Source organism: Enterococcus salsurae (assembly GCF_054784955.1).
Genome location: NZ_BAAHWY010000001.1, coordinates 753,713 through 780,578, shown reverse-complemented (window position 1 = coordinate 780,578; position 26,866 = coordinate 753,713). Strand labels below are relative to the sequence as shown.

24 protein-coding genes are annotated in these 26,866 nt (G+C 38.9%); 21 read left to right on the top strand and 3 right to left on the bottom strand.

Annotated features, from left to right (window positions below):
• The first annotated feature begins 105 nt into the window (after nucleotides 1-105).
• The 3 genes from rplM to ACYVRS_RS03840 all read left to right on the top strand — a co-directional run bounded on the left by rplM (nucleotide 106) and on the right by ACYVRS_RS03840 (nucleotide 2,892).
• Complete coding sequence (rplM, locus tag ACYVRS_RS03850; protein WP_326930183.1) at nucleotides 106-552, top strand: 50S ribosomal protein L13; 447 nt, start codon at nucleotides 106-108, stop codon at nucleotides 550-552.
• Between the two features lie 20 nt (nucleotides 553-572).
• Complete coding sequence (gene rpsI / locus ACYVRS_RS03845; protein ID WP_054114885.1) at nucleotides 573-965, top strand: 30S ribosomal protein S9; 393 nt, start codon at nucleotides 573-575, stop codon at nucleotides 963-965.
• 769 nt (nucleotides 966-1,734) lie between these two features.
• Complete coding sequence (locus ACYVRS_RS03840; RefSeq protein WP_461202610.1) at nucleotides 1,735-2,892, top strand: hypothetical protein; 1,158 nt, start codon at nucleotides 1,735-1,737, stop codon at nucleotides 2,890-2,892.
• A 241-nt stretch (nucleotides 2,893-3,133) separates the two neighbouring features.
• Here ACYVRS_RS03840 and ACYVRS_RS03835 read toward each other — a convergent pair whose 3' ends face one another.
• Complete coding sequence (locus tag ACYVRS_RS03835; protein WP_461202608.1) at nucleotides 3,134-3,577, bottom strand: helix-turn-helix domain-containing protein; 444 nt, start codon at nucleotides 3,575-3,577, stop codon at nucleotides 3,134-3,136.
• 310 nt (nucleotides 3,578-3,887) lie between these two features.
• The gene (locus tag ACYVRS_RS03830; protein WP_461202606.1) at nucleotides 3,888-4,109 is read right to left on the bottom strand and encodes a helix-turn-helix domain-containing protein; all 222 of its coding nucleotides are present in this window, start codon (nucleotides 4,107-4,109) and stop codon (nucleotides 3,888-3,890) included.
• A gap of 264 nt (nucleotides 4,110-4,373) precedes the next feature.
• On the opposite strand from ACYVRS_RS03830, the gene ACYVRS_RS03825 reads away from it, so the two are divergent.
• The 6 genes from ACYVRS_RS03825 to ACYVRS_RS03800 all read left to right on the top strand — a co-directional run bounded on the left by ACYVRS_RS03825 (nucleotide 4,374) and on the right by ACYVRS_RS03800 (nucleotide 11,928).
• Entirely contained in the window at nucleotides 4,374-7,403 is a 3,030-nt protein-coding gene (locus ACYVRS_RS03825; RefSeq protein WP_461202604.1) for a glycoside hydrolase family 2 TIM barrel-domain containing protein, read from the top strand.
• A 19-nt stretch (nucleotides 7,404-7,422) separates the two neighbouring features.
• Nucleotides 7,423-8,718: an ABC transporter substrate-binding protein gene (locus tag ACYVRS_RS03820; RefSeq protein ID WP_461202602.1), complete on the top strand. Its 1,296-nt coding sequence runs from the start codon at nucleotides 7,423-7,425 to the stop codon at nucleotides 8,716-8,718.
• Nucleotides 8,719-8,741: 23 nt separating this feature from the next.
• Nucleotides 8,742-9,623, top strand: coding sequence for a carbohydrate ABC transporter permease (locus tag ACYVRS_RS03815; protein WP_461202600.1), 882 nt, complete (start codon nucleotides 8,742-8,744; stop codon nucleotides 9,621-9,623).
• A complete protein-coding gene (locus ACYVRS_RS03810; RefSeq protein WP_461202598.1) occupies nucleotides 9,620-10,435 on the top strand; it encodes a carbohydrate ABC transporter permease in 816 nt (271 codons plus the stop codon). Before ACYVRS_RS03815 ends, ACYVRS_RS03810 begins: the two co-directional genes overlap by 4 nt.
• Before the next feature lie 180 nt (nucleotides 10,436-10,615).
• Nucleotides 10,616-10,849, top strand: a complete 234-nt coding sequence (locus ACYVRS_RS03805) for a hypothetical protein (protein ID WP_461202596.1) — start codon at nucleotides 10,616-10,618, stop codon at nucleotides 10,847-10,849.
• Nucleotides 10,816-11,928 (top strand): hypothetical protein, encoded by a 1,113-nt coding sequence (locus ACYVRS_RS03800; protein WP_461202594.1) that lies wholly within the window; start codon nucleotides 10,816-10,818, stop codon nucleotides 11,926-11,928. The genes ACYVRS_RS03805 and ACYVRS_RS03800 overlap by 34 nt, the downstream gene beginning before the upstream one ends.
• A 116-nt stretch (nucleotides 11,929-12,044) precedes the next feature.
• On the opposite strand, the gene ACYVRS_RS03795 is transcribed toward ACYVRS_RS03800, so the two are convergent.
• Nucleotides 12,045-13,421: an MATE family efflux transporter gene (locus ACYVRS_RS03795; protein ID WP_312498442.1), complete on the bottom strand. Its 1,377-nt coding sequence runs from the start codon at nucleotides 13,419-13,421 to the stop codon at nucleotides 12,045-12,047.
• Nucleotides 13,422-13,808: 387 nt separating this feature from the next.
• Between ACYVRS_RS03795 and ACYVRS_RS03790 the strand changes: the two genes are divergently transcribed.
• From ACYVRS_RS03790 to ACYVRS_RS03735, 12 genes are all read left to right on the top strand, one after another.
• Nucleotides 13,809-14,786 (top strand): ABC transporter permease, encoded by a 978-nt coding sequence (locus ACYVRS_RS03790; protein ID WP_461202592.1) that lies wholly within the window; start codon nucleotides 13,809-13,811, stop codon nucleotides 14,784-14,786.
• 11 nt (nucleotides 14,787-14,797) lie between these two features.
• Nucleotides 14,798-15,685, top strand: a complete 888-nt coding sequence (locus ACYVRS_RS03785; protein ID WP_054114370.1) for a carbohydrate ABC transporter permease — start codon at nucleotides 14,798-14,800, stop codon at nucleotides 15,683-15,685.
• 66 nt (nucleotides 15,686-15,751) lie between these two features.
• Nucleotides 15,752-17,365: an ABC transporter substrate-binding protein gene (locus ACYVRS_RS03780; RefSeq protein ID WP_312498437.1), complete on the top strand. Its 1,614-nt coding sequence runs from the start codon at nucleotides 15,752-15,754 to the stop codon at nucleotides 17,363-17,365.
• The gene (locus tag ACYVRS_RS03775) at nucleotides 17,362-18,840 is read left to right on the top strand and encodes a glycoside hydrolase family 32 protein (protein ID WP_461202589.1); all 1,479 of its coding nucleotides are present in this window, start codon (nucleotides 17,362-17,364) and stop codon (nucleotides 18,838-18,840) included. Before ACYVRS_RS03780 ends, ACYVRS_RS03775 begins: the two co-directional genes overlap by 4 nt.
• On the top strand, nucleotides 18,837-19,715 hold the full coding sequence (locus tag ACYVRS_RS03770; protein WP_312498433.1) for an ROK family protein: 879 nt from the start codon (nucleotides 18,837-18,839) through the stop codon (nucleotides 19,713-19,715). The genes ACYVRS_RS03775 and ACYVRS_RS03770 overlap by 4 nt, the downstream gene beginning before the upstream one ends.
• A 53-nt stretch (nucleotides 19,716-19,768) precedes the next feature.
• Nucleotides 19,769-20,737 carry a LacI family DNA-binding transcriptional regulator gene (locus tag ACYVRS_RS03765; protein ID WP_054114366.1) on the top strand — a complete coding sequence of 323 codons (969 nt, stop codon included), beginning with the start codon at nucleotides 19,769-19,771 and terminating at the stop codon, nucleotides 20,735-20,737.
• 172 nt (nucleotides 20,738-20,909) lie between these two features.
• Nucleotides 20,910-21,059: a transposase gene (locus ACYVRS_RS03760; protein WP_396206137.1), complete on the top strand. Its 150-nt coding sequence runs from the start codon at nucleotides 20,910-20,912 to the stop codon at nucleotides 21,057-21,059.
• Nucleotides 21,060-21,222: 163 nt separating this feature from the next.
• Nucleotides 21,223-21,771, top strand: a complete 549-nt coding sequence (locus tag ACYVRS_RS03755) for an RNA polymerase sigma factor (protein WP_461202586.1) — start codon at nucleotides 21,223-21,225, stop codon at nucleotides 21,769-21,771.
• Entirely contained in the window at nucleotides 21,768-23,009 is a 1,242-nt protein-coding gene (locus ACYVRS_RS03750) for a DUF4179 domain-containing protein (protein WP_461202584.1), read from the top strand. The genes ACYVRS_RS03755 and ACYVRS_RS03750 overlap by 4 nt, the downstream gene beginning before the upstream one ends.
• Nucleotides 23,010-23,388: 379 nt before the next feature.
• Nucleotides 23,389-24,996 (top strand): ABC transporter substrate-binding protein/permease, encoded by a 1,608-nt coding sequence (locus ACYVRS_RS03745; protein ID WP_461202582.1) that lies wholly within the window; start codon nucleotides 23,389-23,391, stop codon nucleotides 24,994-24,996.
• Between the two features lie 12 nt (nucleotides 24,997-25,008).
• A complete protein-coding gene (locus ACYVRS_RS03740; RefSeq protein ID WP_461199114.1) occupies nucleotides 25,009-25,743 on the top strand; it encodes an amino acid ABC transporter ATP-binding protein in 735 nt (244 codons plus the stop codon).
• An 89-nt stretch (nucleotides 25,744-25,832) separates the two neighbouring features.
• Nucleotides 25,833-26,783 (top strand): M24 family metallopeptidase, encoded by a 951-nt coding sequence (locus tag ACYVRS_RS03735; RefSeq protein ID WP_461202580.1) that lies wholly within the window; start codon nucleotides 25,833-25,835, stop codon nucleotides 26,781-26,783.
• The last annotated feature ends 83 nt before the right edge of the window (nucleotides 26,784-26,866 follow it).

Here is a 26,866-nt window from a genome sequence, read left to right as displayed (position 1 = left end):
AGGCATCTAAGAGGGTATTATGTTAGATGGTATTGTTTGCCCCACAAGAGCCCCGGAAACTCAAGTGTATGTCAAACATTCGTGAAATTGAATTGGAGGAAAAAAATCGTGCGTACAACATATATGGCCAAACCAGGCGAAGTAGAACGTAAATGGTACGTAGTAGATGCAACAGATGTTCCTATGGGTCGTCTTTCAGCAGTCGTAGCATCTATCTTACGTGGTAAAAATAAACCAACATTCACACCTAACGTGGATACAGGCGATTTCGTAATCGTCATTAATGCAGAACAAATCAAATTAACAGGTAACAAAGCAAGCGATAAAATTTATTACCGTCACTCAAATTACCCAGGAGGATTGAAATCAATCTCTGCTGGTGAATTACGTGCTAAAAATTCTCGTCGTTTGATCGAAACTTCTGTTAAAGGCATGCTTCCTAAAAACACTTTAGGCCGTAAACAAGGAATGAAACTTCATGTTTATGCTGGCGCTGAACACCCACATGCTGCTCAACAACCAGAAGTATTGGATATCACAAACTTAATCTAATTAATTAGGAGGGAATTTCATTGGCACAAGCTCAATATATCGGCACTGGCCGTCGTAAAAATGCAGTAGCCCGCGTACGTTTAGTACCAGGTACTGGTAAAATTACTGTTAACAAAAAAGATGTTGAAGAATACATCCCACACGCAGACTTGCGTGAAGTTATCAACCAACCATTCGGCGTTACAGAAACTAAAGGTTCTTATGATGTTTTTGTAAACGTAAATGGTGGTGGATATGCTGGACAATCAGGTGCAATCCGTCATGGTATCGCACGTGCATTGTTAGAAGTAGATCCTGACTTCCGTCTAGCGCTTAAACGTGCTGGCTTGCTTACACGTGACGCTCGTATGGTTGAACGTAAAAAACCAGGTCTTAAAAAAGCGCGTAAAGCTTCACAGTTCTCAAAGCGTTAATCTTTTTATACAGATTTCGAAAGGCATTCTCCGTTGGAGGATGTCTTTTTTTGATGTATACGAATTATTCATCGATAGGTAGCATTATTTCTGCTATAATTATGAAAATCTAATCTTGTGATCTAAATCTAAATTATAGGTTACAACTACGGGGTGCTGGAATTGAATAAACTTAATATTTGATATAATAATATCGAGTAGAAGGAATCAGTCCCAAAGAAAGCTAATAATAAAAGGCAGAGATTGCATCTTTCTTAAATAGAGATAAAGGGAGTACTAATTATTTAGGTGCTAATGATAACGGAAATCTAGCTGAATTTCTAGATAAAGTAAATAGTATAAAGAAGTGATGGAAAAATTACTAGTCGCCAAGTGATTCAAGATGCACTAGACATACAGAAAAGCTGTACATCTGAGTTATTTCTAGTCTGTAGAAGCAGTAATAACTGTTTCTGATGTCCAGTTACTATATAATATTTATCAATCAATGATGATAGTTAACTTTAAAATGATTTCTTGACGTTATCGGAGGAAATGTCATTAATCATATCAAGGTTATAGATGTAGGACGATAGGGGAATAAAATATGATGCAAAGAGAAATATTATAGTTTATATTTTAATCAGCCAACTTATCAAGTTGAGGTGATAACGACATATGTATTTGTATATTTGTTTGGAAAATTCCATGAAGAAGAGAGCGTTGATTTTCCAATATTTATATGCTTGTTAAAAAGATGAAAATAGAGGTTTATTAAGGAGTTGAATATGTGTTTGTTTATATAAAAGAAAATCCAGAAGAATTTATAGCGGTATTTACAGTTATTAGTGCGTTGTTATTAAATTTATTAGGATTTGGTGATGAGGAATTAAAGGAAAAGAAACTTAAAGTTATTTTGTTAAGCTATGGAATTATATTTATGTTGGTGCTTACTGCGGGAGAGAGAGTAACATTATTTCTATTTATTTTTAACATCAGTCTCTTTCTATTTGGTGGCTTGATGTATGGAACAAATGGGAATCAAGATCTAGAAAAAGAACTGAATTTATTTAGGTTTATTATATATAATTCTAGTGCATGGCTTTTATTAGCACAGAACTATATAATATTAGCCTTGACAATAATTCAATATTTCCTAATATTGTTATTTCAAATTTTCAATTTTAGCTTGTTTTTCATAACTCTTATTCTCAGTGTCGTTTCAATATTTTCATTATTTATACAATATCTTTTAGTAATCAAAGATTATTTCAATTTAAATCATTTTAGTAAAGTTTTATCGCAATTATCTCAACCTAAAACGATTGCGCTGAACATGGGAGCTCCTAATAAGAGGTTTAATAATCTAAAGGAAAATCAGATGAAACTCCTAGCTTTTGTAATATATTGTGAAGATAAAAACTTTTTTGAGCGTAAAAGTAATACGATTAACTTTATTGACGTAAAAATGAAATTTAAGAATCCGTCAATATTCAAAGAAATAGTTATTGATGAAGAATCACGTAGACGAACATATTTCAGGGGATATTCGACAATTGAACAACAATTAGTCCGACAATTCTCAATGGCAGCCTACTCTTATAGGTATACTTTTAGGAGAAAGCTATTTAATGATTGGTTATATACCCCACTGTTTTGTAGGTCAATATGTGATAGAAAAGCAAGGACATATGGGAAAAAGAAAAAGAAAAAAGCTCGTAAGGAGCTAATGTGGAATTTAAAATATATGATGTTGATACAATATTACGTAATTGTTTTAAGAAGTCCTAAGAATCCAAAAGATTTAATCAAAGAAATGTCTAAACACTCTAGAGTTTCAATACCAGTATATGATGAAATGTATTCTATTTTTAAAGATTCAAATAAGGTTAATTACTATATGGAACAAATTAAAGATAATGCCGCAAGAGAATTTAATTTCTATTGATAGATGCTTATTTTTTGAGAATTAACGGCAACGATAAAAATTAGGAAAATAGGTGTGGACATAATTCTGTACAAAAAAGTTCAGACTTATGTCCGTATTTCAATGCCTAATTAACAAAACATCAGAAATATAATTTCCTTCTCTTGATAAGGAATAATTAAACAGATTGATTATCAATTGAGTTTAACAAATCAATTAAAAATCCCGATTCAGCCTGCTAAAAAAAGCAATTAGACCTATATTATATCTGTAATAACTTCTCACCTATCAAACGATTCATAACCTCAAAAGCCATAGCTATATCCTTCCGATCCTCACGCGAAAGTTCCCTACCTTCAAAAGTTAAACCCGGTTCACGCTCTAAATATTCAATAAAATAAGGTATCTGTTTAGAGATATCTTTCTGATTATTTCTTCGATAGTCCAAAAACTTTTCTTGTTCGTCAAGATCAACTTCTGTTTTGTTATCCAGAATCAGATCCGTAGATACTTTAAATATTTCAGCCAACTTCAAAATTTCTACATCTCTCAGCGGTCGTTCTCCTCTTTCAATTCTACCCAGAACATTTTTATTCAAATTTAGCAAATCTGCTAAGTATGTCTGAGAAAAATCTCTGCTTTCTCTGAGACCGACCACGTTGTTACCGAAATTTGAGTATTTATAGGTATTTTTTTGTTTGGTCATAGGAAATATACCTTCCAATATCTATTTTATAAAATCGTATCATAGAGCACAAAATAGATTCAACTTAAAAATCCAGAAGAAGGATATAATGTTGTGATTTATAGTCACAAAAAAGAAAAAACCAATAAATTGTTGCTTATAAAAGCAACAATATGTATAATAAGCACCAATGATACTTATATAAGTATCATTGGTGCTTATTTATTAAAAAATGATTCATGTCACGTTTTTCTAAAATATCTTCACTTAAAATAATTCTCTCTCTTTTTCAGTGAATTTAGTTGATACAACTAAGAAGCATACACGTTGCTTATTTATCTTCAATTGTCAAAATTTCACGAATATCATCTATATCCAAAGCCTCAGCTATCCGTTCGATATATTCAATATTGATACGTTGCCGTTTACCGCTAGATAATTCACTCAAACGGGCAATATCTATGTCGGATCGGCGGGAAAGCTCACGTAAAGAAATATTGTGTTTCTTCACGAGCTCTTGAATATGAATGACTAACATTTTTTCTTTATACATAAAATTCACCTCTTCACTTGATACTTATATAAGTATCGTAGATGAAAATATTATATTTTGTGTTACTTGTATAGCAATCATAGATGCTTTTTTACTCGTAAATTAACATTGAGAGAGTACTCAACAATTTATATGAAGGAAAATGGCGTTTTTATATTGAACGATAGAAATGTAACGAAGAAACCAATATAAAATTGCCGAGTAACATATACAATTTTCTTGCGAAAGACGTGATCAAAAATTTCATTATTTTAGGAGGACACCATGCTAAAAGAAAAAATCTTCAACCCAGCAATCTTACACGAAAACCGTCTAGCCCCCAGATCCAGTTTCTTTGCCTATCAGACCATCGAATCAGCACTGCAAAACAATCCCACCGATGCTTATGGCTATCAATCACTAAACGGTACATGGGATTTCCAGCTGAGCAATGAAGAAAATGTAACCGCATACGGACATAAGATTGAAGTACCTTCTCATTGGCAGTTCCAAGGACATGGACAACCCATCTATACCAACGTTCAATATCCGTTCCCTGTCGATCCGCCATTTGTCTACAAAGACAATCCCACCGCTTTTTACCGAAAAGTATGCTGGATCGATGAACTAGGTCCGGAGTATATTCTGCATTTTTCCGGTGTAGAATCGGTTTTTGAAGTCTATGTCAATGGACACTATGTCGGATACAGCACAGGGAGTCGACTGGCCGCCGAATTTGATGTGACACCCTATATAATAAGCGGCAACAATGAAATCTGTGTACAGGTCAAGCAATGGAGCGCGATGAACTATGTAGAAGACCAAGATATGTGGTGGTTAGGCGGGATTTTCAGAGATGTCTACCTCTTTTGCCAACATCCGCAAGCCATTCAAAATATCACGATCCAGGCCGACTTATCCAATGACTACCAAGACGGTGTCTTTGAAGCAACAATGTTTTTTAAACCCGACATACGAAAGCAAGCAGCAAAAAGTATTATCGAAATTGAATTGACTGACCACAACAATGTAACCGTTTTAAATCAAACGCAAGACCTACAAACGAATACCAAAACCTGCAGCCTTTCAGGGAAGATTCCACATGTGACACCGTGGAATGCCGAAGAACCATATCTTTATAAATTGTTGATCAAGCATTATATCGACGGGGCATTGTTGGAAGTCATTCCTTTGCAAGTCGGCTTCAGGCATATTTCGATAGAAGCAGGTATGTTGAAAATCAACGGCCAGCGAATTGTCCTAAAAGGCGTCAATCGCCATGAATGGCACTGTGAAACAGGGCGAAGTCTGACATATGACACAATGAAGCAAGATGTCTTGATGATGAAACAGTTTAATATCAATGCAGTGCGTTGTTCGCACTACCCAGCTGATTCAAGGTTCTATCAGTTGTGTGATCAATATGGCTTGTACGTCATTGATGAAGCAGATATCGAAACCCATGGTATGGATATTGTCCAAAGAATCAATGAACTAAGCAATAGTGATATATGGTTGCCAACGTATTTAGACCGCGGAGAAAGAATGGTTGCCAGTAACCGAAACCACCCCTCTATTATTTTCTGGTCATTAGGCAATGAATCTGGCTACGGAGAAAATCATTTGAAAATGGCGTACCTGATCAAGCATTTGGATCCGAGCCGATTGATTCATTATGAAGGGGAGGCCCGTTACTGGAAGACTTTCGGGGTATATAGCCAATGTGAAGCCTCAGATGTGATTTCAACGATGTATACGTCCGTTGAGGAAATGATAAAGCAGGGACAAACTCCTTTAGATCAACCGCATATCTTATGCGAGTATGGGCATGCGATGGGGAATGGCCCAGGTGGTCTGATTGACTATATGGATCTTTTTTATCGTTATCCTAGATTGCAAGGCGGGTTTATCTGGGAATGGATCGACCACGGTTTGTTGCGCAAAGATCGGTCTTCAGGTGAGACGTATTACAGCTATGGCGGTGATTTTTCTGAAGAGATCCACGATGGCAACTTTGTGATCGACGGTTTACTATTTCCAGATCGATCCCCTTCGCCAGGTTTGTTTGAATACAAGAAAGTGATTGAGCCAGCGCAGATCAGCATCAATCTTCAAGAAAAAAATTACCATGTGATCAATCGCTTTGACTTTCGAAATTTGGCTACGTTACGACCGGTGCTGCAGATCAAGCACGATGATCAAGTGGTTTATCTAAAAGAGTTGCCTCGAGTGGATCTCCAGCCACAAGAAGAGAAGTGCTTGCCTTTACCAGATGATGCGTTAGCATGTTTGGCAGCTATCAGGCATGCCAATATCACCATCTTTTTCTTCGAAGAACAGATAGCGGTGTTCACTTTGGAAAATGCATCTGCATGGGGGCAGGAAATCATGGATGAACCAAAGCCTGAGAAGATTGGTCCAAGGAAGGACACTACATTTGTTTGTTCCGAAACGACAGATGAACTGACCATTACTTTGGCGGATCAAGTCTATGTTTTTCAGAAGCAGACGGGCGTATTTCGCCAATGGATCGTCGATGGTGAGCCACTCTTCATCAAACCATTGCAAATGAACTTTTGGCGGGCTATGACTGATAATGATCTGCTAGGCAGTGAAGAGTTTGGTGCGGCAATCATCAGTGATGAATGGGAAAAATATCGCATTCGCTATCTCAAGGAACGTCTGCTTGATTTTCAATACAAACAATCTCCTGAAGAAGTAAAAATCGATGTGAAGATAAAGACCATGCCGATCTCCCTTGATTGGGGTATTCAGTTGTTCTTTACCTATAGGCTCTCTATAACAGGAGAAATCCAGGTTGAAGTAAGAGGGGAACCTTTTGGTAAGGGCCCGCAAACACTGCCCAGAATCGGTATGCAATTGATGATTGAGAAAGAGCACCAGCATGTGGAATGGTATGGTTTTGGTCCACATGAAACGTATCCGGATAGTTGTCAAAGCGGCTACCTCGATTGGTGGAAAAAAACGGTCGCTGAGATACATACACCTTATGTTCGACCACAAGAGAATGGCAATCGCATGCAGACAAAGACGTTTCTATTATCAAAGGATTCAGGAAAGGGATTACGGGTTGCAAGTGAGGCATTAAACTTTAGTGTCCATCACTATACGCAAGACAATGCAGCACAAGCGACGCATCGCAATCAGTTAGTCGAAGCAGACGGCATTGAAGTAAATATTGATGCAGCTGTTCAAGGTCTAGGCACCGCCAGCTGTGGTCCAGGGATTCTACCGAAGTATCTTTTATTGAATCAGACATTTCATTTTGAGTTTACGATGCATTATCTAACTTAAGTCAGGAGGAAAATAGACAATGAAAAAAGTATCTTTGTTTTTGGTCATTTTTGTATTAGGGGTATTGGCTGGATGTGGCAGTGAAAGTAGTACGTCTGGCAGCGATGCGAAGGAAACGAGTGAGGGGCAGGAAATCACCATTTGGGCGTGGGATCCTAAGTTTAATATTGCCGCTTTTGATTTGGCTGAGTCATATTATCAGGAAGATCATCCCGGTTTTAGCATCAATGTCACAGAAATATCACAACAGGATAGCGTGCAAAAAATGAATACGATTTTTAGTTCTGGTGGGACACAAGGGCTGCCGAATATTGTATTGATCGAAGATTTTCGTATTCGGAATTTTTTAGAAGTATTTCCTGAATACTTTGTTCCATTAACGGATTATATCAATGTTGAGGACTTCATGGATTATAAAATTGAAGTTTCTTCTGTGGATGGAGAGCAGTATGGGATGCCTTTTGATTCAGGGGTAGCCGGTGTCTATTTGAGAAAGTCGATCATTGAAGAATCTGGATTGGCGATAACCGATTTTCATGACATCAGCTGGCAAACCTTCAATACATTAGGTATACAAGTAAAAGAGGCAACAGGAAAGCCATTATTTTCAATCGATATGAATGATTTGGCACATTTGAGAATGATGATGCATTCTAGCGGGTATTGGTATACAACGGAGGATGGCGAAACACCATTTATTGATGGCAATCCGTCTTTGAAGCAAGGATTTGAAGATTTGAAAATGATGCTTGATTCAGGAGTGATCACGACACATAACGGATGGGATCAATTGTTGGCTGGTTTTAACAGCGGTGATGTTGCGGGTGTTTTACAAGGGAATTGGATCACGCCCTCTGTTAAATCAGAAGACAGTCATAGTGGTGACTGGGTAGTGGTGCCAGTACCCAAACAAGAGAATATCGACACATCAGTTCATGCAACGAACTTAGGCGGTTCATCTATCTATGTAATAGATATTGACGGGAAAGAAGAGGCGCTACACTATATTTCAGAAGTATTCGGCAAGAACATCGCTTTTTATGAAGAACTTGTTCAAACAGTAGGTGCGATCGGCTCATATATTCCGGCATCAGAAGGAGAAGCCTACAAAGCAACGGATCCATTTTTTGACAACCAACCGATCTATCAAGATTTTGTGACTTGGGCGACAGAAATTCCATCTGTTAATTTCGGCAAAAACACATATGCACTAGAAGATATTATGAATCCTGTTTTTCTAGACTATGTCAATGGTGCTGATTTGGCAGAGGGTTTAAAGAATGCGCAAGCAATTGCTGAAAATCAATTAAACTAACACTTGCTGAGGAGAATGTACTTATGCGTAATCGATTATTGTTGAAGAAAGGGGCGCTGACGGGTTGGTGTTTTATTGCCATCCCGACGCTCTTGATTTTCTTTTTCTCATTCTATCCGATGGTTCAGGCTTTCATGATGTCATTGCAATCAGGCACAGGTATTGGGCTGAGTTTTAGTGGGTTAGCCAACTATCGGCGACTATTTTCTGACCAAACATTTTTAGCAGCCACAAAAAACACGCTGACCTTTCTCTGTTTTCAAGTGCCGATCATGGTTATACTGGCGATGTTTTTTTCCGTACTATTGAATAATCGAGCCCTCAAACTCAAAGGCGTTTTTCGGACAATTATTTTTTTGCCAGCTGTCACTTCATTGGTGGCTTATTCAATGGTATTTAAGTCCCTTTTTTCAAATAATGGGGTCATCAATGGGATTTTACTAAGGCTATCGCTTGTATCCGAGCCGATTGCTTTTTTCTCAAGCCCTTTTTGGGCGAAGGTGATTATTGTCTTGGCGATTACTTGGCGTTGGACGGGGTATAATATGATTTTCTTTCTATCCGCTTTGCAGAATGTTGATCCGTCGATTTACGAAGCGGCCAGAATTGACGGAGCTTCGCCGCTCAAACAATTTTTCAACATTACGATACCAATGCTGAAGCCAGTTATCTTGTTTTCAGCAGTTACTTCAACGATTGGGACATTGCAACTATTTGATGAACCGATGAATTTAACTCAAGGCGGACCAGGGAATGCGACATTCACGATTTCGCAATACATCTATAACCTGTCTTTTCGCTATACACCAGACTTTGGCTATGCTTCTGCAGTGTCTTATGCCATTGTGGTTATGGTCATCTTCTTTTCATTCATTCAGTTCAAGGTAGGAGGAGATGATACATGAAAAAAGTTGGCAGTTATCTGTTCTTAGGGTTCTTCACGATTCTTTTTGCTTTTCCTTTTTATTTTATGCTTGTCAGTATGACCAATCCGACAGTAGAGATCATGCAAGGGAAACTCACACCCAGTACCCATTTGCTGGAAAACTGGCGCAATTTGCGCGCAACGTATGATATTGGACGAGTATTCATGAATAGTGCCAGGATTTCTGTTTTACAAACGCTATTTTCTATAACGATTGCATCGTTAGCTGGGTATGGTTTTGAGATCTACCAAACCCGAGCGAAAAATGTGATTTTTCATGTGTTGCTGCTATCCATGATGTTGCCCTTTGCAGCAACAATGATCCCATTGTTCCGTATGTTTGGCAGCTTTTCAACGACGATTCCCTTTGTCGGATTGGATACAGTGGCTTCAGTTATTTTGCCCACGTTGTCGACAGCATTTTTGATTTTTTTTTTCAGGCAAAATACCAAGATGTTCTCTAGGTCTTTGATCGAAGCCGGACGGATAGATGGGCTGTCTGAGATTGGGATATTTATTCGTATTTATATGCCCACAATGAAAACAACATATGCGGCTGCCGCCATTATCACCTTCATTAACAGTTGGAATAGTTATCTATGGCCGTTGATCACCCTCCAAACCCAAGAAAAGCAAACATTCCCTTTGCTCATCTCGGCCATCGGCGCAGCCAATAATCCAGATTATGGCTTGTTGATGCTGGCGATCATGGTTGCTACATTACCGACCATGATCGTGTTCTTTTCTTTGCAAAAATATTTTGTGGCAGGGATGTTGGGGTCGGTGAAGTAAATATAGTGCTATTTGGACACAATCGTTGGGTTGTGTCTTTTATACATAGATAGATAACTAAACAATCCTAGCATTATATTTATGAATTACTGAGTAGAAGTATGATGTCGTGATATACTAAATAATTATAGGTATATATTAATTGAATTAAAAATTTTGTAGGTATGAGGCGATGTAGGGATGGAGATATTGAGTATAGTTTTAATTCTATCAATGGTTTTGATAATAAGTTTAAGATTGGTTTTTAAGAAAAAGAAGAAACAAGTAGAAGAGGAGAAGGCAATAAAAGCACCGACTGTTGTTGTAGAAAAAGAGAAGAATCAGCATAAAGATCTAACGAATAGTACCGAATTTTTTTTGAAAAATAGTTTAGGAACGAATTGGTTTTTAAGCGCTCAGATGGCACAGATATAAAAGAAAGAGAATATAGAGAAGTTTCATTTTCTCAAGTTAATCAGGTAAGTGGTGTAGTGGTTAATGGTGCGCTGCCTGTTTTACAGCAAGTTATGACAGCAGAAAAGATTGCTAAAGTTGCACCCAATGGATTGTTTACCACATCTGTTAATATTGATAAATTATCAAAATTTAAAGATGGTAGCTTTTCCACCATGGTACGTGATGCGCATAATGATTTAATTGGTCATGAAGGATTCACAAAAGTTACAGATATCGTGAAAGGAAATCCTATAGTGGCAATAAGCGCAGGTATGCAAGCTTTGGCACTGGTTTCTAGTCAGTATTATTTACATGAGATCAACACGCAACTGGAGGATATTTCGGGAAAACTAAATGAATTACTGAGTATTCATCACGATGAAAAAATAGGTATGCTTCTCACTGTAAAAGAAAGACTGTCTGGAATTGCAAGCAAAGAAAATGTTGACGGGCACGATATTAATGAAATTAGAATTTTGCTAAGAGATACGCGAAATGTTTTTTCAGAATATAGCGTCAGACTGTCTCGACAACAAGAAGATTTAAAAGGCTTTAAAGCAAACAATCTTTTTGAAAAAAGTAGGATTGCTTTGTTAGAAGAAAAAATTAGTGATATCAACTTTACAGCTAAAATGGTTTTTGAAGCAGATCAGTTAAGTCTTCAAGCTGAATTATCAGAAATCGCTGTACGTATGAAACTGAATAGTGACACTGAAATTCTTAAAGAATTAACGAATCAGTTACAAGAGCATTATGAGGACAGTTTTTATAAGAAAATAGATCATTTTGTAATAGACGAATATCGCCCGACAGTCCAAGCAAAATATCGTGAGCTAGGGAAGAAATATCTATTGAAACATCCAGACCATTTAAAACAAATCAATGATTCGTTACGTCTATCTGAACTAAGAGGAAATGATACATATGTTGGCAAGCTAACACAACGAATAATAGAGGATTATGATAAAGAACAAAAACTTCTTTATATGCCCGGCGATGATATGAATGAACAAAGAGTATTTTTAGAGGTGGAAAATTTGGCATACAACTCGAACTAGGACATAATTAGGAGTTGGTGACACACAAAACCACCCATAGAAAAAACAAAAAAATCGAATCATCAAGTTTGCGCATGCATCTTGATGATTCGATTTTTTCATTACATATATTTTCCTCAATGCACGATATTTTTCACCCAAAGATCAGAGCGGATCAAGCGGTACCCGATCCCACTCTTCAACAGTTCTACCAATTGGCAGCACAAGTAAACCAAGACAATCGAGAGCGTCGTATGCGTACTTAGTACAAAGGCCAACGGCAGAACGATCACCCAAGTGAAGACACTGTCGAACAAAAAGGTAATAAAGGTTTGGCCACCAGAACGTAAAATGAAATAGCTGGCATGGTTAAAGGCGTACATCGGCATACACAATGCAGCTACTTTGATAAATTGGCTGGCTAGGCTTTTGACTGCCGGTTCGGTTTGGTAGATTTCTGGAAAGAACGGTGCCACCACCAGCATCAAAATTCCCAGTCCGAGACAACTAACGACAGAAAAGAAAAGCAGTTTTCGTGCACTGTCCTTGGCTTCATCGAATTTATCAGCGCCTAAAAGTTGACCGACCATTATAGCAACTGCACCACCCAGTGCCATATAGACAATGTTGAACAGGTTGGAAACAGTAGAAGAAATGTTCAAGGAAGCAATCACCGATAACCCACGAACGGAATACGCTTGAACGATCATCGTTTGGCCAATTGCCCAAAGGATTTCATTGGCCATCAAAGGCGAACCTTTACGCAAAATCTGTTTCACCAACTGCAGCGGTACGCTGAATTGATGGTAGACCCGAACGGCAAACGGATTGTCCTCGACATGGCGATGCACCCAATAGACTGTGATGGCACATTCAACGATACGGGCAATCATTGTTGAAATCGCAGCGCCCCGAACGCCCAATGCAGGGAAGAAGAATAGGCCGAAAATCAGCAAGAAATTCAAGGCCGTATTGATGACTACGGCGATGCTGCTGGCAAACATCGGCACCATCGTTTTGCCCATTTCTCTAAGCGAACTAGCATACGCTTGAGAAATGGCAAAAAATGGCAGGCTGAACAATAGGATGATTAAGAACTCTTTGGCAGAGGTCAAAGCAAGAGCCAACTCAGCACTATCGCCACTGCCATGCAAATAGAGACGAATCAAGAAATCTTGCCCAAAGAACAACAACCCCATCGCAAATAGACAAATCAACAAATTGCCCACCAATTTGAAGCGAAAGGCATCCCGCATCCCATGATAATCTTGCTTCCCATAGAACTGGGTCCCGAAAATACTGCCCGCAGAAACGATCCCAAAGATGCTCAAGTTAAATACAAAGATCAGTTGGTTGACAATGGCTACACCCGACATTTGTGCGGTCCCGATTTGTCCCACCATTAAATTATCTAATAAGCCCACAAAGTTGGTGATCGCATTCTGGATCATCACTGGAATCGCGATCGTTAAGACCGTACGGTAAAAGGCTTTGTTTCCAATATATTTTTGCATGATTCCTCCATAAACAATAAATAATTTCAAATATGCTTACTCAGTATAGCAAAAAGTCGCTGGTTTAAAAAGCAGGGTTTGATGTGAGACAGATAAGATTCGTTTTTTGATGACCTTTAGTTAGAATTGATGAGCGTATCAGTGGGAATACTCAAGAAAAATACTTTGATGGGAAATGACTAGAAAATCAAAAAGAAAGGCAGACGTAGCGATAGATTTTGTACAATTATAAATTTTTGTACTATCAATATACATTTTGATATTGACATGAAAAAGAAGGCGTGCTAATCTAAAAGCAGAAAAAGGGAAACGTTTCCACTTTTGCGTTGGGAGGTTTTCTTTTTTAAAAAGTCAAAAATGGAAACGTTTCTAAAAAGGGGGATCTATATGGAAAAAGTGATAAAGGAACAGTTTTCGGGACGAAAACGAGCCATACCTAATCCTGATAGAAAAAAAGAAAAATGGCAAAAGTTCAGAAAAAAAGTAGCAAAAGACAAGTGGCTTTATTTACTCATGGTTCCAGGCATTTTACTTACAATTGTTTTTCGTTATTTCCCAATGTATGGCGCCATCATTGCGTTCAAAGATTACAACCCAATGCTGGGCATTTGGGAAAGTCCCTGGGTTGGCTTAGCGCATTTTCGAACATTTATCTCTTCACCTAACTTTTCAGTCTTGTTAACCAATACTTTGAAAATTAGTGTTTATGGACTGATATTGGGCTTTTTTCCTCCCATACTGTTGGCATTGTCACTAAATCAAATTCTTAATAAAAAAATCAAACAAAAAATCCAATTGATACTTTATGCGCCTAATTTCATTTCTGTCGTCATTATAGTAGGTATGCTCTTTTTGTTCTTATCTGCAAATGGTCCAATTAACGGGCTCGTCGAAAAATTCACAGGACAGTCCATTATGTTTATGTCAAACCCTGATTATTTTCGAACAATTTACATTCTTTCTGGTATTTGGCAAGGGATGGGTTGGGCTTCAATACTATATACAGCGACTTTAGCTGGCATTAGTTCAGATTTATATGAAGCTGCAAATATCGATGGCGCAAATATCCTGCAAAAAATTTGGTTTATTGATTTGCCCGCGCTCAGACCTGTTATGGTTATCAATTTTATTTTATCAGCAGGAAATATCATGAATGTTGGTTACGAGAAAGCTTACTTGATGCAAACGTCAATGAATATTCCAACTTCAGAGATTATTTCGACATACGTATACAAAATAGGATTGCAATCTGGTGATTATGCGTATTCAGCAGCCGTGGGGTTATTTAATATGATCATCAACGTAGTACTTTTATTGCTTGTCAATGGAATTACTAAAAAAATAAATGACGGCGAAGGCTTATAGGGGGAAATAAAATGAATCTTACTATGTATACGAAGATAGACAGGCAGTTGCTCTGGGTCAATCGTATTATTGTTGGGTTTTTGGTGATAATCACACTAGTGCCACTGGTATACGTGGTGGTAGCCTCATTCATGGATCCGGCTACTTTAATCAATCAGGGGATCAGTTTTAATCCTAAAGATTGGACGACGCAAGGGTATAGTCGTGTGTTTGCTGATGATGCTATTTTAAGAGGATTCCTCAATTCATTGTTCTATTCGTTTAGTTTCAGCTTCCTGACAGTATTCATTACAATGATTACGGCATATCCGCTGTCGAAACCAGATTTAGTGGGTCGTAGGGTCATCATGATTTTCTTCATCATTACCATGTTTGTTGGTGGGGGATTGATTCCAACCTATTTATTGATCAAAAATTTAGGAATGTTAGATACCGTTTGGTCCTTGATCGTTCCTGGGGCAATCAATGTTTGGAATATCATATTGGCGCGGACATACTTCATGAGTTTGCCGAAAGAACTATCTGAGGCTGCCACGATCGATGGCGCCAATGACTTGCAAATTTTGTTTAAAATTATGCTGCCTTTAGCAAAACCAATAATGTTCGTGTTATTTCTATATGCGTTTGTGGGGCAATGGAATGCCTATTTTGATGCCATGATTTATATAAAGAATCCCAATTTAGAACCTTTACAGTTAGTTTTAAGGAACATACTGATTCAAAACCAGCCTTCTCAAGATATGGTAGGCTCAAATACAGCCATGGCTGAAATGAAACAAATCGCTGAATTGATCAAATATGCCACCATAGTTATCTCGAGTTTGCCATTGATCGTCATGTATCCATTCTTTCAAAAGTATTTTGATAAAGGCGTATTGGTTGGTTCGGTCAAAGGATAAGATATGGATGTATGGTTTATATCAAGAAGTCATCAAAATAAAAATTTTTTTAAAGGAGAGAAACAAATGAAAAGGAATGCAAGAATGATCACCACATTAGTAACAGGTTCATTGCTTTTGGCTGGTTGTGGAGGCGATTCAAAGGACAGCGCAAAGTCAAGCCCAGATTATGAGCTAGCAGATATCAGTTTTCCGCTTGCTGAAAATGTGACATTAAAAATGATGTCGCAAAGTGCAGCACTCGCACCAAATGATCCCAATGAAAAATTGATTTTTCAAAGAATTGAAGAGGACACCAATGTTCATATAGATTGGACCAACTATAAAGCTGATTTTGCGGAAAAAAGAAATCTAGATATTGCAAGTGGAGATTTACCAGATGCAATATTTAATGCTGGCGCCGGGGACTATGACTTACTTAATTGGGCAGAAAGTGGTGTGATTGTGCCGGTTGAAGATTTGATTGACCAGTATATGCCGAATTTGAAAAAAATATTTGACGAGTACCCTGAATATCGTCAATTATCTACAGCACCAGATGGTCATATCTATTCTTTTCCATGGATTGAAGAATTGGGTGAGGGAAAGGAATCGATCCATACGGTCAATGACATGGCATGGATCAATGTAGAATGGTTGGACAATTTAGGACTAGATATGCCGACGACAACGGAGGAATTGATGACCGTATTAGAGGCGTTCAAGACAGAAGATCCTAATGGAAACGGAGAAGCAGATGAGATTCCCTTTTCATTTATCAATGATGGTGGAAATGAAGACTTGAAAATGCTTTTTGCTGCCTTTGGCGAAGGGGACAATGATGATCATTTGATCGTCGACAATGATGGCAATGTGCAGTTTACTGCGGATAAAGACGGATACAAAGAGGCAATCGCTTACTTTAATGAAATGTATCAAAAAGGCTTGATCGACAATGAGGCTTTTGAGCAGGATTGGAATACGTACGTCGCAAAAGGAAAAGAACAAAAATATGGTGTGTATTTTACTTGGGATAAGACCAATGTGACTGGAGACAATGACCAATATGATGTACTGCCGGTATTAGCAGGGCCGGATGGGCGAAAACATGTGACGAGAACAAATGGTGTCGGCTTTTCAAGGGATCGGTTCGTGATCACTAGTGCGAATAAGAACTTAGAACTGACAGCTAAATGGGTCGACAAAATGTATGAGCCATTACAGTCTGTACAAAACAACTGGGGAACATATGGAGATACAGAACAAGCAAATATTTTTGAGCTGAAAGATGGGATGTTACACCATCTGCCTTTGGATGGAGTCGCGCCAGGGGAATTGAGACAAAAAACTGAAGCAGCCGGACCTTTGGCTGTGTTGAACACCTATTATGGCACGGTTACGACAATGCCCGACGATGCACAGTGGCGCTTAGATTTGATGCATGCTACTTATTTGCCTTATATCAATAATGAAAATATCTATCCAAAAGTTTTTATGGAAAAGGATCAAACAGATCGACTGGCAAAAATAGAAACAGATATGTGGGATTATATTTACCGCAAGCGTGCAGAATGGATTACGAATGGCAATATTGATGATGAGTGGTCAGATTACTTGGCTGAGTTGAGTAGAGTGGGAATAGAAGAATGGCTTGAAATCAAGCAAACCGGTTATGATAATTTTATTAAAGGGACTGAATGAATTTGACAGAGAAACGGAAAGACACGATAGAACAGGCAAATCACTTCATTGCGCAATCCAAACATCAAGTGAACCAGCAATACCGCCATCAGTATCATCTGATGGCGCCGATTGGTTGGATAAATGATCCGAATGGGTTCATTTTTTTTCAAGGCGCATACCATTTATTTTATCAGTATTATCCTTATGATAGTCAGTGGGGACCGATGCACTGGGGACATGCCAAATCAACGGATATGATACATTGGGAACATTTACCAGTCGCACTGGCGCCTGATCAGTGGTATGACAAAGATGGTTGTTTTTCAGGAAGTGCGCTCGAAAAAGATGGTTTGCTCTACCTTATGTATACAGGACATAGGATAGAAGAGGGCAAAACGTACCAAACACAATGTATTGCTATGTCTAAAGATGGTATCCACTTTGAAAAGTTAGAGAATAATCCGGTAATTGGAGAATCGATTCTTGGCAAGGAAGGGAGCATTCATGATTTTCGTGATCCAAAAGTCTTTGTACATGGCGAAACATATTTTGCTGTTGTAGCCACTAAGACTGAACATGATCGAGGGCGTATTCTTCTCTTTTCATCAGAAGATTGTATCAACTGGCAGTTTTACTCCATTCTTCTGGAGGGCGATGCATCTCAAGGAATCATGTGGGAGTGTCCGGATTTATTTCATTTAGATGGTAAAGATGTATTGATTTTGTCACCAATCCAGATCGAAAAGAATGGTTATGAATACCATAATATCAGTTCTACGATGGCATGTATCGGAAAAATGGATTGGCAGACTGGTAAACTAGAGGTAGAAACGTACCATGAAATCGATTTTGGGTTAGATTTTTACGCGCCACAAACGACGCTCGGAGCCGACAATCAACGAATCATGATAGCGTGGATGCAAATGTGGGCCAGAACACTGCCAACCCATGTATTAGGCCATCGTTGGGCTGGATCAATGACATTGCCGCGGACCTTACATGTAAGAAATGGGCGCTTGGTGCAAGAACCCTTTCCCCAAATCCATGATGCGTTAAATCTTCAATTAAATGAAGAACAAATAATAGTCAATGAACATCCGATTGTGTATCGACGCGTAATAGAAGACAACACATATTTGCGCCTAGTTATTCAGCTAAACGAAGCAAGAGAATTTACGTTCACCTTGGCTGGATTGCAATTGAGCTATTCTTATGACAAAGAAGCGTTGACGTTGTCACGAGAGAACGTTGGCCATGTGATCTCAGGAGATGAACAGCCAATACTGACACAAAGAACGATCCAGACTCCTTTAATAGAAGATTGTCTAACGTTAGAGATTTTTCGTGATACATCGTCGATCGAAGTCTTTATTAGCGGGCAAGAAACCATAACAACTACTTTCTATGAAGAAGAAAAGAATAAAGATTTAATTTTCTCAGCAACTGGAAATGCAATAATTCAACAGTTGGATATAGGTCAGGTGATAGTATGACGTACTATGGCGCAATCGAAGCAGGAGGCACAAAGTTTGTATTGGCAGTAGCGGATCAAGAAAACCAAATAATTGCGCAAGTTTCGCTTCCTACAGAGACTCCAGAAAAAACGCTCAGCGCTGTGCAGACATTTTTCAAGCAATATAGCTTGAAAGGATTAGGTGTTGGGAGTTTTGGACCATTAGATCTGGATCCGAAATCTTCTACTTATGGTTGGATCACCAATACACCAAAAGTTGATTGGCAATTTTTTGATTTGCTTAGCTACTTGAAACAACATATTTGCAATCAAGTTACATTAACGACAGATGTCAATGCTTCGTGTTTAGGTGAATACTTATATGGGGCTGCGAAACATGTGCGTAGCTGCTTGTATTATACTGTGGGCACAGGTGTCGGTGCCGGTGCAATCAATCAAGGTACATTCGTTCAAGGTGCTGCACATCCTGAAATGGGACATGTCATCATACGCAGAATGGATGGCGATGATTTTGAAGGTATTTGTCCTTTTCATGGTGATTGTTTAGAAGGCATGGTCAGTGGTCCTGCATTAGAAAAACGTACTGGAAAATTAGGAAAGCTTATCTCAAAAGAGGATGAACATTGGACATATGTGGCAAATTATTTGGCACAATCTGTGTATAATGCGAGTTTGACATTAGACCCTGAAGTTATTTTGTTTGGGGGTGGTGTTTTTAAGCAAACACATTTATTACCAAGAATCAAAAGTGCATTTGATGAACTAAATCATGCGTATAAGAAAATAGGAGATCAAGATTCTTACTTGAGATTGGCAGCGTTAAATGACCAGCAAGGCGTTTTGGGATGCCTTGCGCTAGCTAAGCAGACAGAGAGACCACTTATCCCGCACTAGTCTTTTGTGTCTTGCTCCATTATAATAAATCGTAGAGATTGCGAGGGGATTTTGTGAAAGCTACGATGAAAGAAGTTGCTAAGCTAGCGGGTGTTGGTGTAGGAACTGTATCAAGAGTGCTAAATAATGGATCTGTGAAGCAATCCACACGAGAAAAAGTGGAAACTGCTATCAAGTCTTTAAACTATCAACCAGACATTTACGCAAGAGGATTAAAGACAAATAAAACCAATACGATCGCCTTAATTTTGCCTAGTGTATGGCACCCTTTTTTTTCAGAATTTGCTTTGCATGTTGAAAGTCATTTAGAAAGAAATCATTATAAACTCTATCTTTGTAATTCTAATGGAAATTCAGAGAAAGAGCGAGAATATATCCAAATGGTCATGCAAAATAAAGTGGATGGCATCATTGGTATCACCTATTCTGATATTGATGAATATATTTCCAGCAATCTTCCTTTTGTAAGTATTGATCGTTATTTTACTGAAGATGTAATCTATGTGACATCTGACAATGCAGCTGGAGGAGAATTGGCTGTTAAAGAGTTGCTAGATAGGCAATGTCATCACTTAGCGTATATTGGTGGATATCAAGATACACCGAATGAAACAAAAAATCGCCGTAAATTTTTTGAATTGTCTTGTGAACGTTATGGAATCAGGTATGATGTGTTAAATATGCTCGAACCAATTGCATGTATTGAGGAACAGATCACAGCATTTTTGACTACCCATCCATTGATCGATGGCATTTTTACAATCAATGATTCAATGGCTTTAGAAGTATGCCGGGTGCTGTCTAAAATGGGGCGAAGGGTACCTCAAGATGTCCAAGTGATTGGATTTGATGGGCAGCGCATTAGAGCGGAGGAAGATTATCTGGTCTCAACGATTGTGCAACCTATTCAGGACATGGCCATCCAGGCTGTAGAACTGCTTTTAGATGTGATTGAAGGCAAAGAGGTTGAAAAACGTACGGTTTTGCCGGTGAAATTTGCTGAAGGCGGCACAACTAAATAATATCCAGTGAATTTGGAGGCGACCCGCTAAACTGAGGTGAAATATAGAAGCACCTCTTGTTGTATTCAAGTTAATGTAGTGCCCCTAAAAGTTAGACTTTTAGGGAGTGGATAAATCTGGAGTTGGTATAATAAACTAGACAAAGAATTAAGGGAAGGCGAAGATCTAGATTATGCCAAGACGTTCATTTGATAAAGCATTTAAAATCGCCGTAAAACTGGTGACGGAAGAAAAATTTTCTGTTAAAAAAGTTAGCCTACAGCTAGAAGTTCACGCGAATAGCTTGTATCGATGGGGTCAAGAAGTTGAAAAATATGGATAAAAATGCGTTCCCTGAAAAAGGGGGCTCTATAATTTATGGGACTGAAGAATCATTTCTGATTCATCAGTCCCATAAATTATAGAGCCGAAATAAATTTTTACATCATTTTAGTATTTTTAATATTTTGTCTTGTATATAAATATAAAGGAGAAAAATGCTGGAGATGAATGAAAAAGATGCGTATTTGAAAGACCGCTTGCTGCAGCAAAACAATGATGCGTTAAGAGAAGTCATTGATACCTATTCGCATGACTTGTATGCGGCAGCGGCGATTGTACTTACCAAACAGTATGCGCAACGTGTGCAAGATATAGAAGAAGTCGTACAAGATACCTTTGTTTTTCTGTGGCGGTATCCGGAAAAGTACAATCCTGAAAGAGCCTCCTTGAAAACCTATTTGTCTTGGAAAGTCATTAGTCTAGCAAAAAACAAAGTGGTAAAGAACAATCGAGAGATGAAATTGTTCGCTTCACTAGCTGGTCTGTATCAACATCAACAAATACCTGATTGGTTTGATGATCACTATCTTGATATGTTCCTTGCCTTGCCTGACAAAGCCAGAGAGGTCATGGTGCGGCGATTGATTTTGAATCAAAAACCAAAAGATATCCAAAATGCACTCGGCATACCACTAAAAGAAATCAATAATATCCTTTTCTACTATAAAAAACGCTTGAAAGACATGATCAGAGAGGGGATGGATACGAGATGAAACAGGATACTCAAAAAGTGGATCTCTTCTTGCAGGAAGAAGGCCTGCTTGATACGATTGATGAACAACGAATTTTTCGCGCAGTTCAGTCTAAAGCAGTTCCCCGAAAACCGAAGAGGCTGAAAAAAGGTGTCGCATTGATGGTTGCGTCTTTTTTGATCCTTACTTTAGTTGGATTTACGACTGTTCCTTATCTTTCCAAAATCATCAACACGTATTTTGGGCACAACTTTAGCACTTTGTTGACACCGCAAGAGGAAATCAGTGTCACAAAAAATGGGGTTAAAATTCGGCTGCTGCAGTATTTTCAAGATAATGGTGTGTATTACACAGTCATATCGACTGAAGGGACCGAGCAGAAAGTGTTGATTGATCCTGCTGATGTACCTGGTGTGTCTGTGATCAAAGAAATCACGCCTGAAAAAGAGCATAGGAAGCAGTTCTTTTTACTCACCAGTTTCGATAAATTATCCGAATTAGCGATTAAGCTGCTGCAAACAAATCCAGTCAAAATCAAAGAGGAGATAAAGTTAAGCAGCAATGAAGAGAGGGCTGCCAATCAATCTGAGCAGATATCTCGTTCAGCTATTTTAAGCAGTACAGGCATTGAGGAAGCCAATGATCCGCTGTTGATTCTTAAGGGAGAACATCGGTCAACAGACGACTATTTCGCTATCAGCAGCTATGGGATGATTCAAGATAGATTCCATGTCCAGATTCAAAGCCTGAACAAATCCATCAATGACCTTTTACTTTCAGCGAATACAGACACAGAAGTGGTATATCAGCCGACTGTGACATATCTGTTTGATTATTATCAGGGAGCGAATAAAACGTACCGGAAAGAATTTGTTTTTGACATAGATGAATTGGATAAGGTGGATGCTTTCACTATTTCTGGTACGTTGTTTACAGAACAAATTTCTGCTGATTGGACTATAGACATGGGTGATCCTGATCCATTGCCAACGAAAGTATTTGAAAGTACGGACAAAGCAGTATCTGTTACTGTTTCTCCATTATCTGTCCATATCCAAACACCGTATACAACACGGTTAGCAGGTAGTTCAGTGATTGCGGAAGATAGTGAAGGGAACAAACAAGAATTGGCCATTTTAAATCCACAGGATCAGCAGGGAACCAATGATATGACCTATATGACATACTATAATGATCTTAGTCGAATCGAAAAGGTATATATCGGTGATGAGGTGTTTACACTAGCTGTCCACCGGTAATCGGTACTTTGGTACCATGGCTTGAATGATCAACAAAATAACGAATGAGGCAATAAAAAAAGTAAAAACAGTTGACGTACCCTGAATAAATGGATAGAATATTTCTTAATAAAGACAAGGAGGCTTTTTTGATGCAAACACACGTAATGAATACTGGACAATTTTATTATTACGCTTTTTATAGATGATGTTTGCGTCATATAGATGCAAACAACAGTTGTTTGTATCTATGAAGAGCTCATTTTTGGTGCCTGCATAGATTGGTGAATCTAATGTAGGGCTGAGAAATCGAAACTGATTTTTTATACAACTTTCTGCCGACATTAGAATGATCTGATGTCGGTTTTTTGTGTAGATAAGGAAAGAGGTATGGAGAAAAATGAAAAAAAGAGACAAGGAACAGAAAGGGTGGCAACTGGTTGTTGCAGCCGTCATCTTGGGATTACTGGTCGTAGTAGGGAGTCCTTTTCAAGCAGCAGCGCAAACCGTTGTGGTAGGAACTTCTGGTCAAACCAAACCATTGAACTTTTTCAGTGAAGACAATCAATTGACTGGATTTGAAATCGATGTATTGAAAGAAATGGACGAGCGTTCAGACACTTTGAACTTTACATTTGAAACAGCTGAGTTTGCCTCATTGTTTGCGGGACTGGATGCGAAAAAATTTGATTTAGTCGTTAATAATCTTGGGGAAAGTGGTGACCGTCGAGAGAAATATTTGTTTTCTCTGTATCCATATATCGTCACTCATAATGTGTTGATAACCGCTACAGACCAGTCAGATGGATTGTCGATTGGTGATCTGAAAGGAAAATCAGTGGCGGTTGTCCCTGCTTCACCACAATCACAATTTTTAGAGTCGTGGAATGAGGACAATCCAGACCAAGCTGTACGCATCCAATATGTGGATTCGGATCCATCGCAAATCATTCGCGATGTAGAGAGAGGGAAATTTGACGCAACAATCTACGCGACGACCTATGTCCATGATGTGGAATCGACCTTTGGCATTACACTAAAAACGCATCCCATTGAAAACGAAGCAGATATCAGACAACCCGGTTCGTACTTTATTTACCGTAAAGATGAAGTGGCATTACGGAATGAAATGGATGGACTTTTAGCAGAAATGCGTGCGGATGGCACATTGGCTGAAATCAGTGAGCGGTATTTAGGTCAAGACGATACAAAACTAACAAACGAGATTATTGAAAAAAATGATGCGTTGAACAAAGAAATCGTGACAGCTACAGAAAATACTGCTGTCGAGACCGAAGCAAGCACGAAGGGGAAATTATTTGTTCCGTCGATGATTCCAACAATCATGAAGCAATTGTTGCCAAAACTACCCATCACTTTACTGATGACGGTCGTATCAGTGGCGATTGGGTTCTTGCTGGGTTTTTTGATTGCCATGATTAAGATAAAACAGATTTCTTTATTGACTCAGTTGAGTAATGTTTTTGTTTCATTTATGCGGGGGACACCACAATTGGTACAACTGTTCTTGTCCTTTTATGGCTTCCCTATTCTCGTAGAATGGCTTGGAGAAAAGCTGCATTTTAGTGCGGATGTCAATGCGATCCCTGCGTTAGTGTATGTATTTATTGCGTTTGGACTGAATGAAGCTGCCTATACTTCGGAAACATTCCGTGCGGCCTTATCATCTGTTGATCAAAGTGAGATTGAAGCGGCCAAATCGATTGGTATGACGAATGCGCAAACCATGCGCCGGATCATTTTGCCCTCAGCGTTAATAGTAGCTTTGCCGAATCTAGCCAATAGTTTGATAAGTCTGCTTAAAGCAACCTCATTAGCTTTCACTGTGACAATTGTAGATATCATGGGTCAAACACGAATCATTGCCGGTGCGAACTTGCGCTTTTTTGAAGCCTACATTGCCGTTGCCCTTGTGTATTGGGCGATGTGTATTTTTATTGAGCAGTTGTCAAAGGTAGTCGAACGCAAGTTGAAAGTGGATCAGTAAAGGAGAAAAGATATGCTTACATTAAATAATTGGAACAAGTCTTTTAAAGATAATCATGTATTAAAAAATATCAATTTGACTGTCGGTACTGGTGACGTACTTACGATCATTGGGTCAAGCGGTTCCGGTAAATCGACCTTATTGCGTTCGATTAATTTCTTAGAACCTGCAGACGCAGGCACTATTCAAATCGGCGAGGTTGTCTACGATGTAGCCAAGGCCACAAAAAGAGATATCTTGGCTGTCCGAAGACAAACAGCCATGGTCTTTCAAAACTATGCCCTATTCTCTAAAAAGACAGTTAAAGAAAACGTCATGGAAGCGCTGATTCAAGTGAAAAATCTGTCTAAAAAAGAAGCCATCGAACGTGCAGAGGGGCAATTACATTTGGTGGGTATGGCAGACCGAATGGACTTTTATCCGAATAAATTATCAGGTGGGCAACAGCAACGTGTAGGCATCGCACGGGCATTAGCCATTGAACCAGAAGTCATTTTATTTGATGAACCTACGTCGGCTTTGGATCCAGAACTTGTCTCAGGTATTTTAGCGCTCATCAAAAAGATTGCCCATCAAAATACGACGATGATTCTCGTGACTCATGAAATGAAATTCGCTAAAGAAGTATCAGATCAGGTCATATTTTTGGATCAAGGGACGATTTTAGAGCGAGGCACCCCAGACGAATTGTTTAACCATTCAAAAGAAGCGCGAACGAAGCAGTTTATTCAAGGATTTCAATCATGAGAATGAACATGTTATCCTAGTCATAGAAGAAGACACTAGCATAAAGTCACAGAAAGAAGGGCCAACATGTCGGTCTAGTTGGTTGGAAAATGTTCACGACTGCTGGAGACAATCGAAAACTGTATGATCTGCCTGCATTTATCGTCAACGGAGTGGAAGCCCTCGTTGGCTCAGAGAATGTCAGCAATCAGACTGATCTATTCATTCATAGCAACTACGGCGTTCGGTCCCAAAACAATGCCAATGAAATCGCACATTATGCGTTTGGCTCATCTTTGGCTTCAGATTGTGTATTACGGGCAATCGACGAAGTAGCGGTAGGAAAAACGGAAATGGAGATTGGCAGTCATTTGGTGAAATATGGCCAACGCACGAATGTCTTTCCAATTGCCGCGACGGGTGAACGCTTTGAACATGCTGTGATCTCACCTACAGACAAGAAAATAAAATTAGGCGACAAAATGTCGATCACCACAGGCTTTAAAGGCGGATTGGCCAGTCGCAGTGGATACGCCGCTGCATCAGCTCAGGATCTGCCTGAAGAACAAAAAGCATATATAGAGAAAGTAGCCGCACCGTACTACAAAGCGGTAGTGACCTGGCTGGAAAATATCAAGATCGGCATGCAAGGCAAAGCGTTATATGCATTGATTGAAGAAGTTCTGCCGCAAGCCGACTATCACTGGCATTTAAATCCGGGTCATTTAACCTCTGATGAAGAGTGGATGTCTTCACCGGTGAAGAAAGATGCAACGATTCCCTTAACATCTGGTATGCTGCTGCAAATCGATATCATCCCCTCAGTTGCAGGTTATGCGGGAACAAGTTGTGAAAATGGCATTACTTTGGCTGACGAAAACCTGCGGCATGCATTAGCCGAATCTTATCCAAATTTTTGGCAACAAATCATCAAGCGCCAAGCGTATATTCGTGCGGTACTCAATATTGATTTACCTGATGAAGTCTTACCATTATCCAGCGGCGTTGCTTACTATACACCCTTCTTTTTAGCGAAGGATGTCGCGTTTGTTAAAGGATAGGTGAGGTTGAGAGTTACATCGTAGACCTTTAGTTTCCCATGAGATAAAACCAACCAGTAGAGAAATTGTCATGCATTATACTC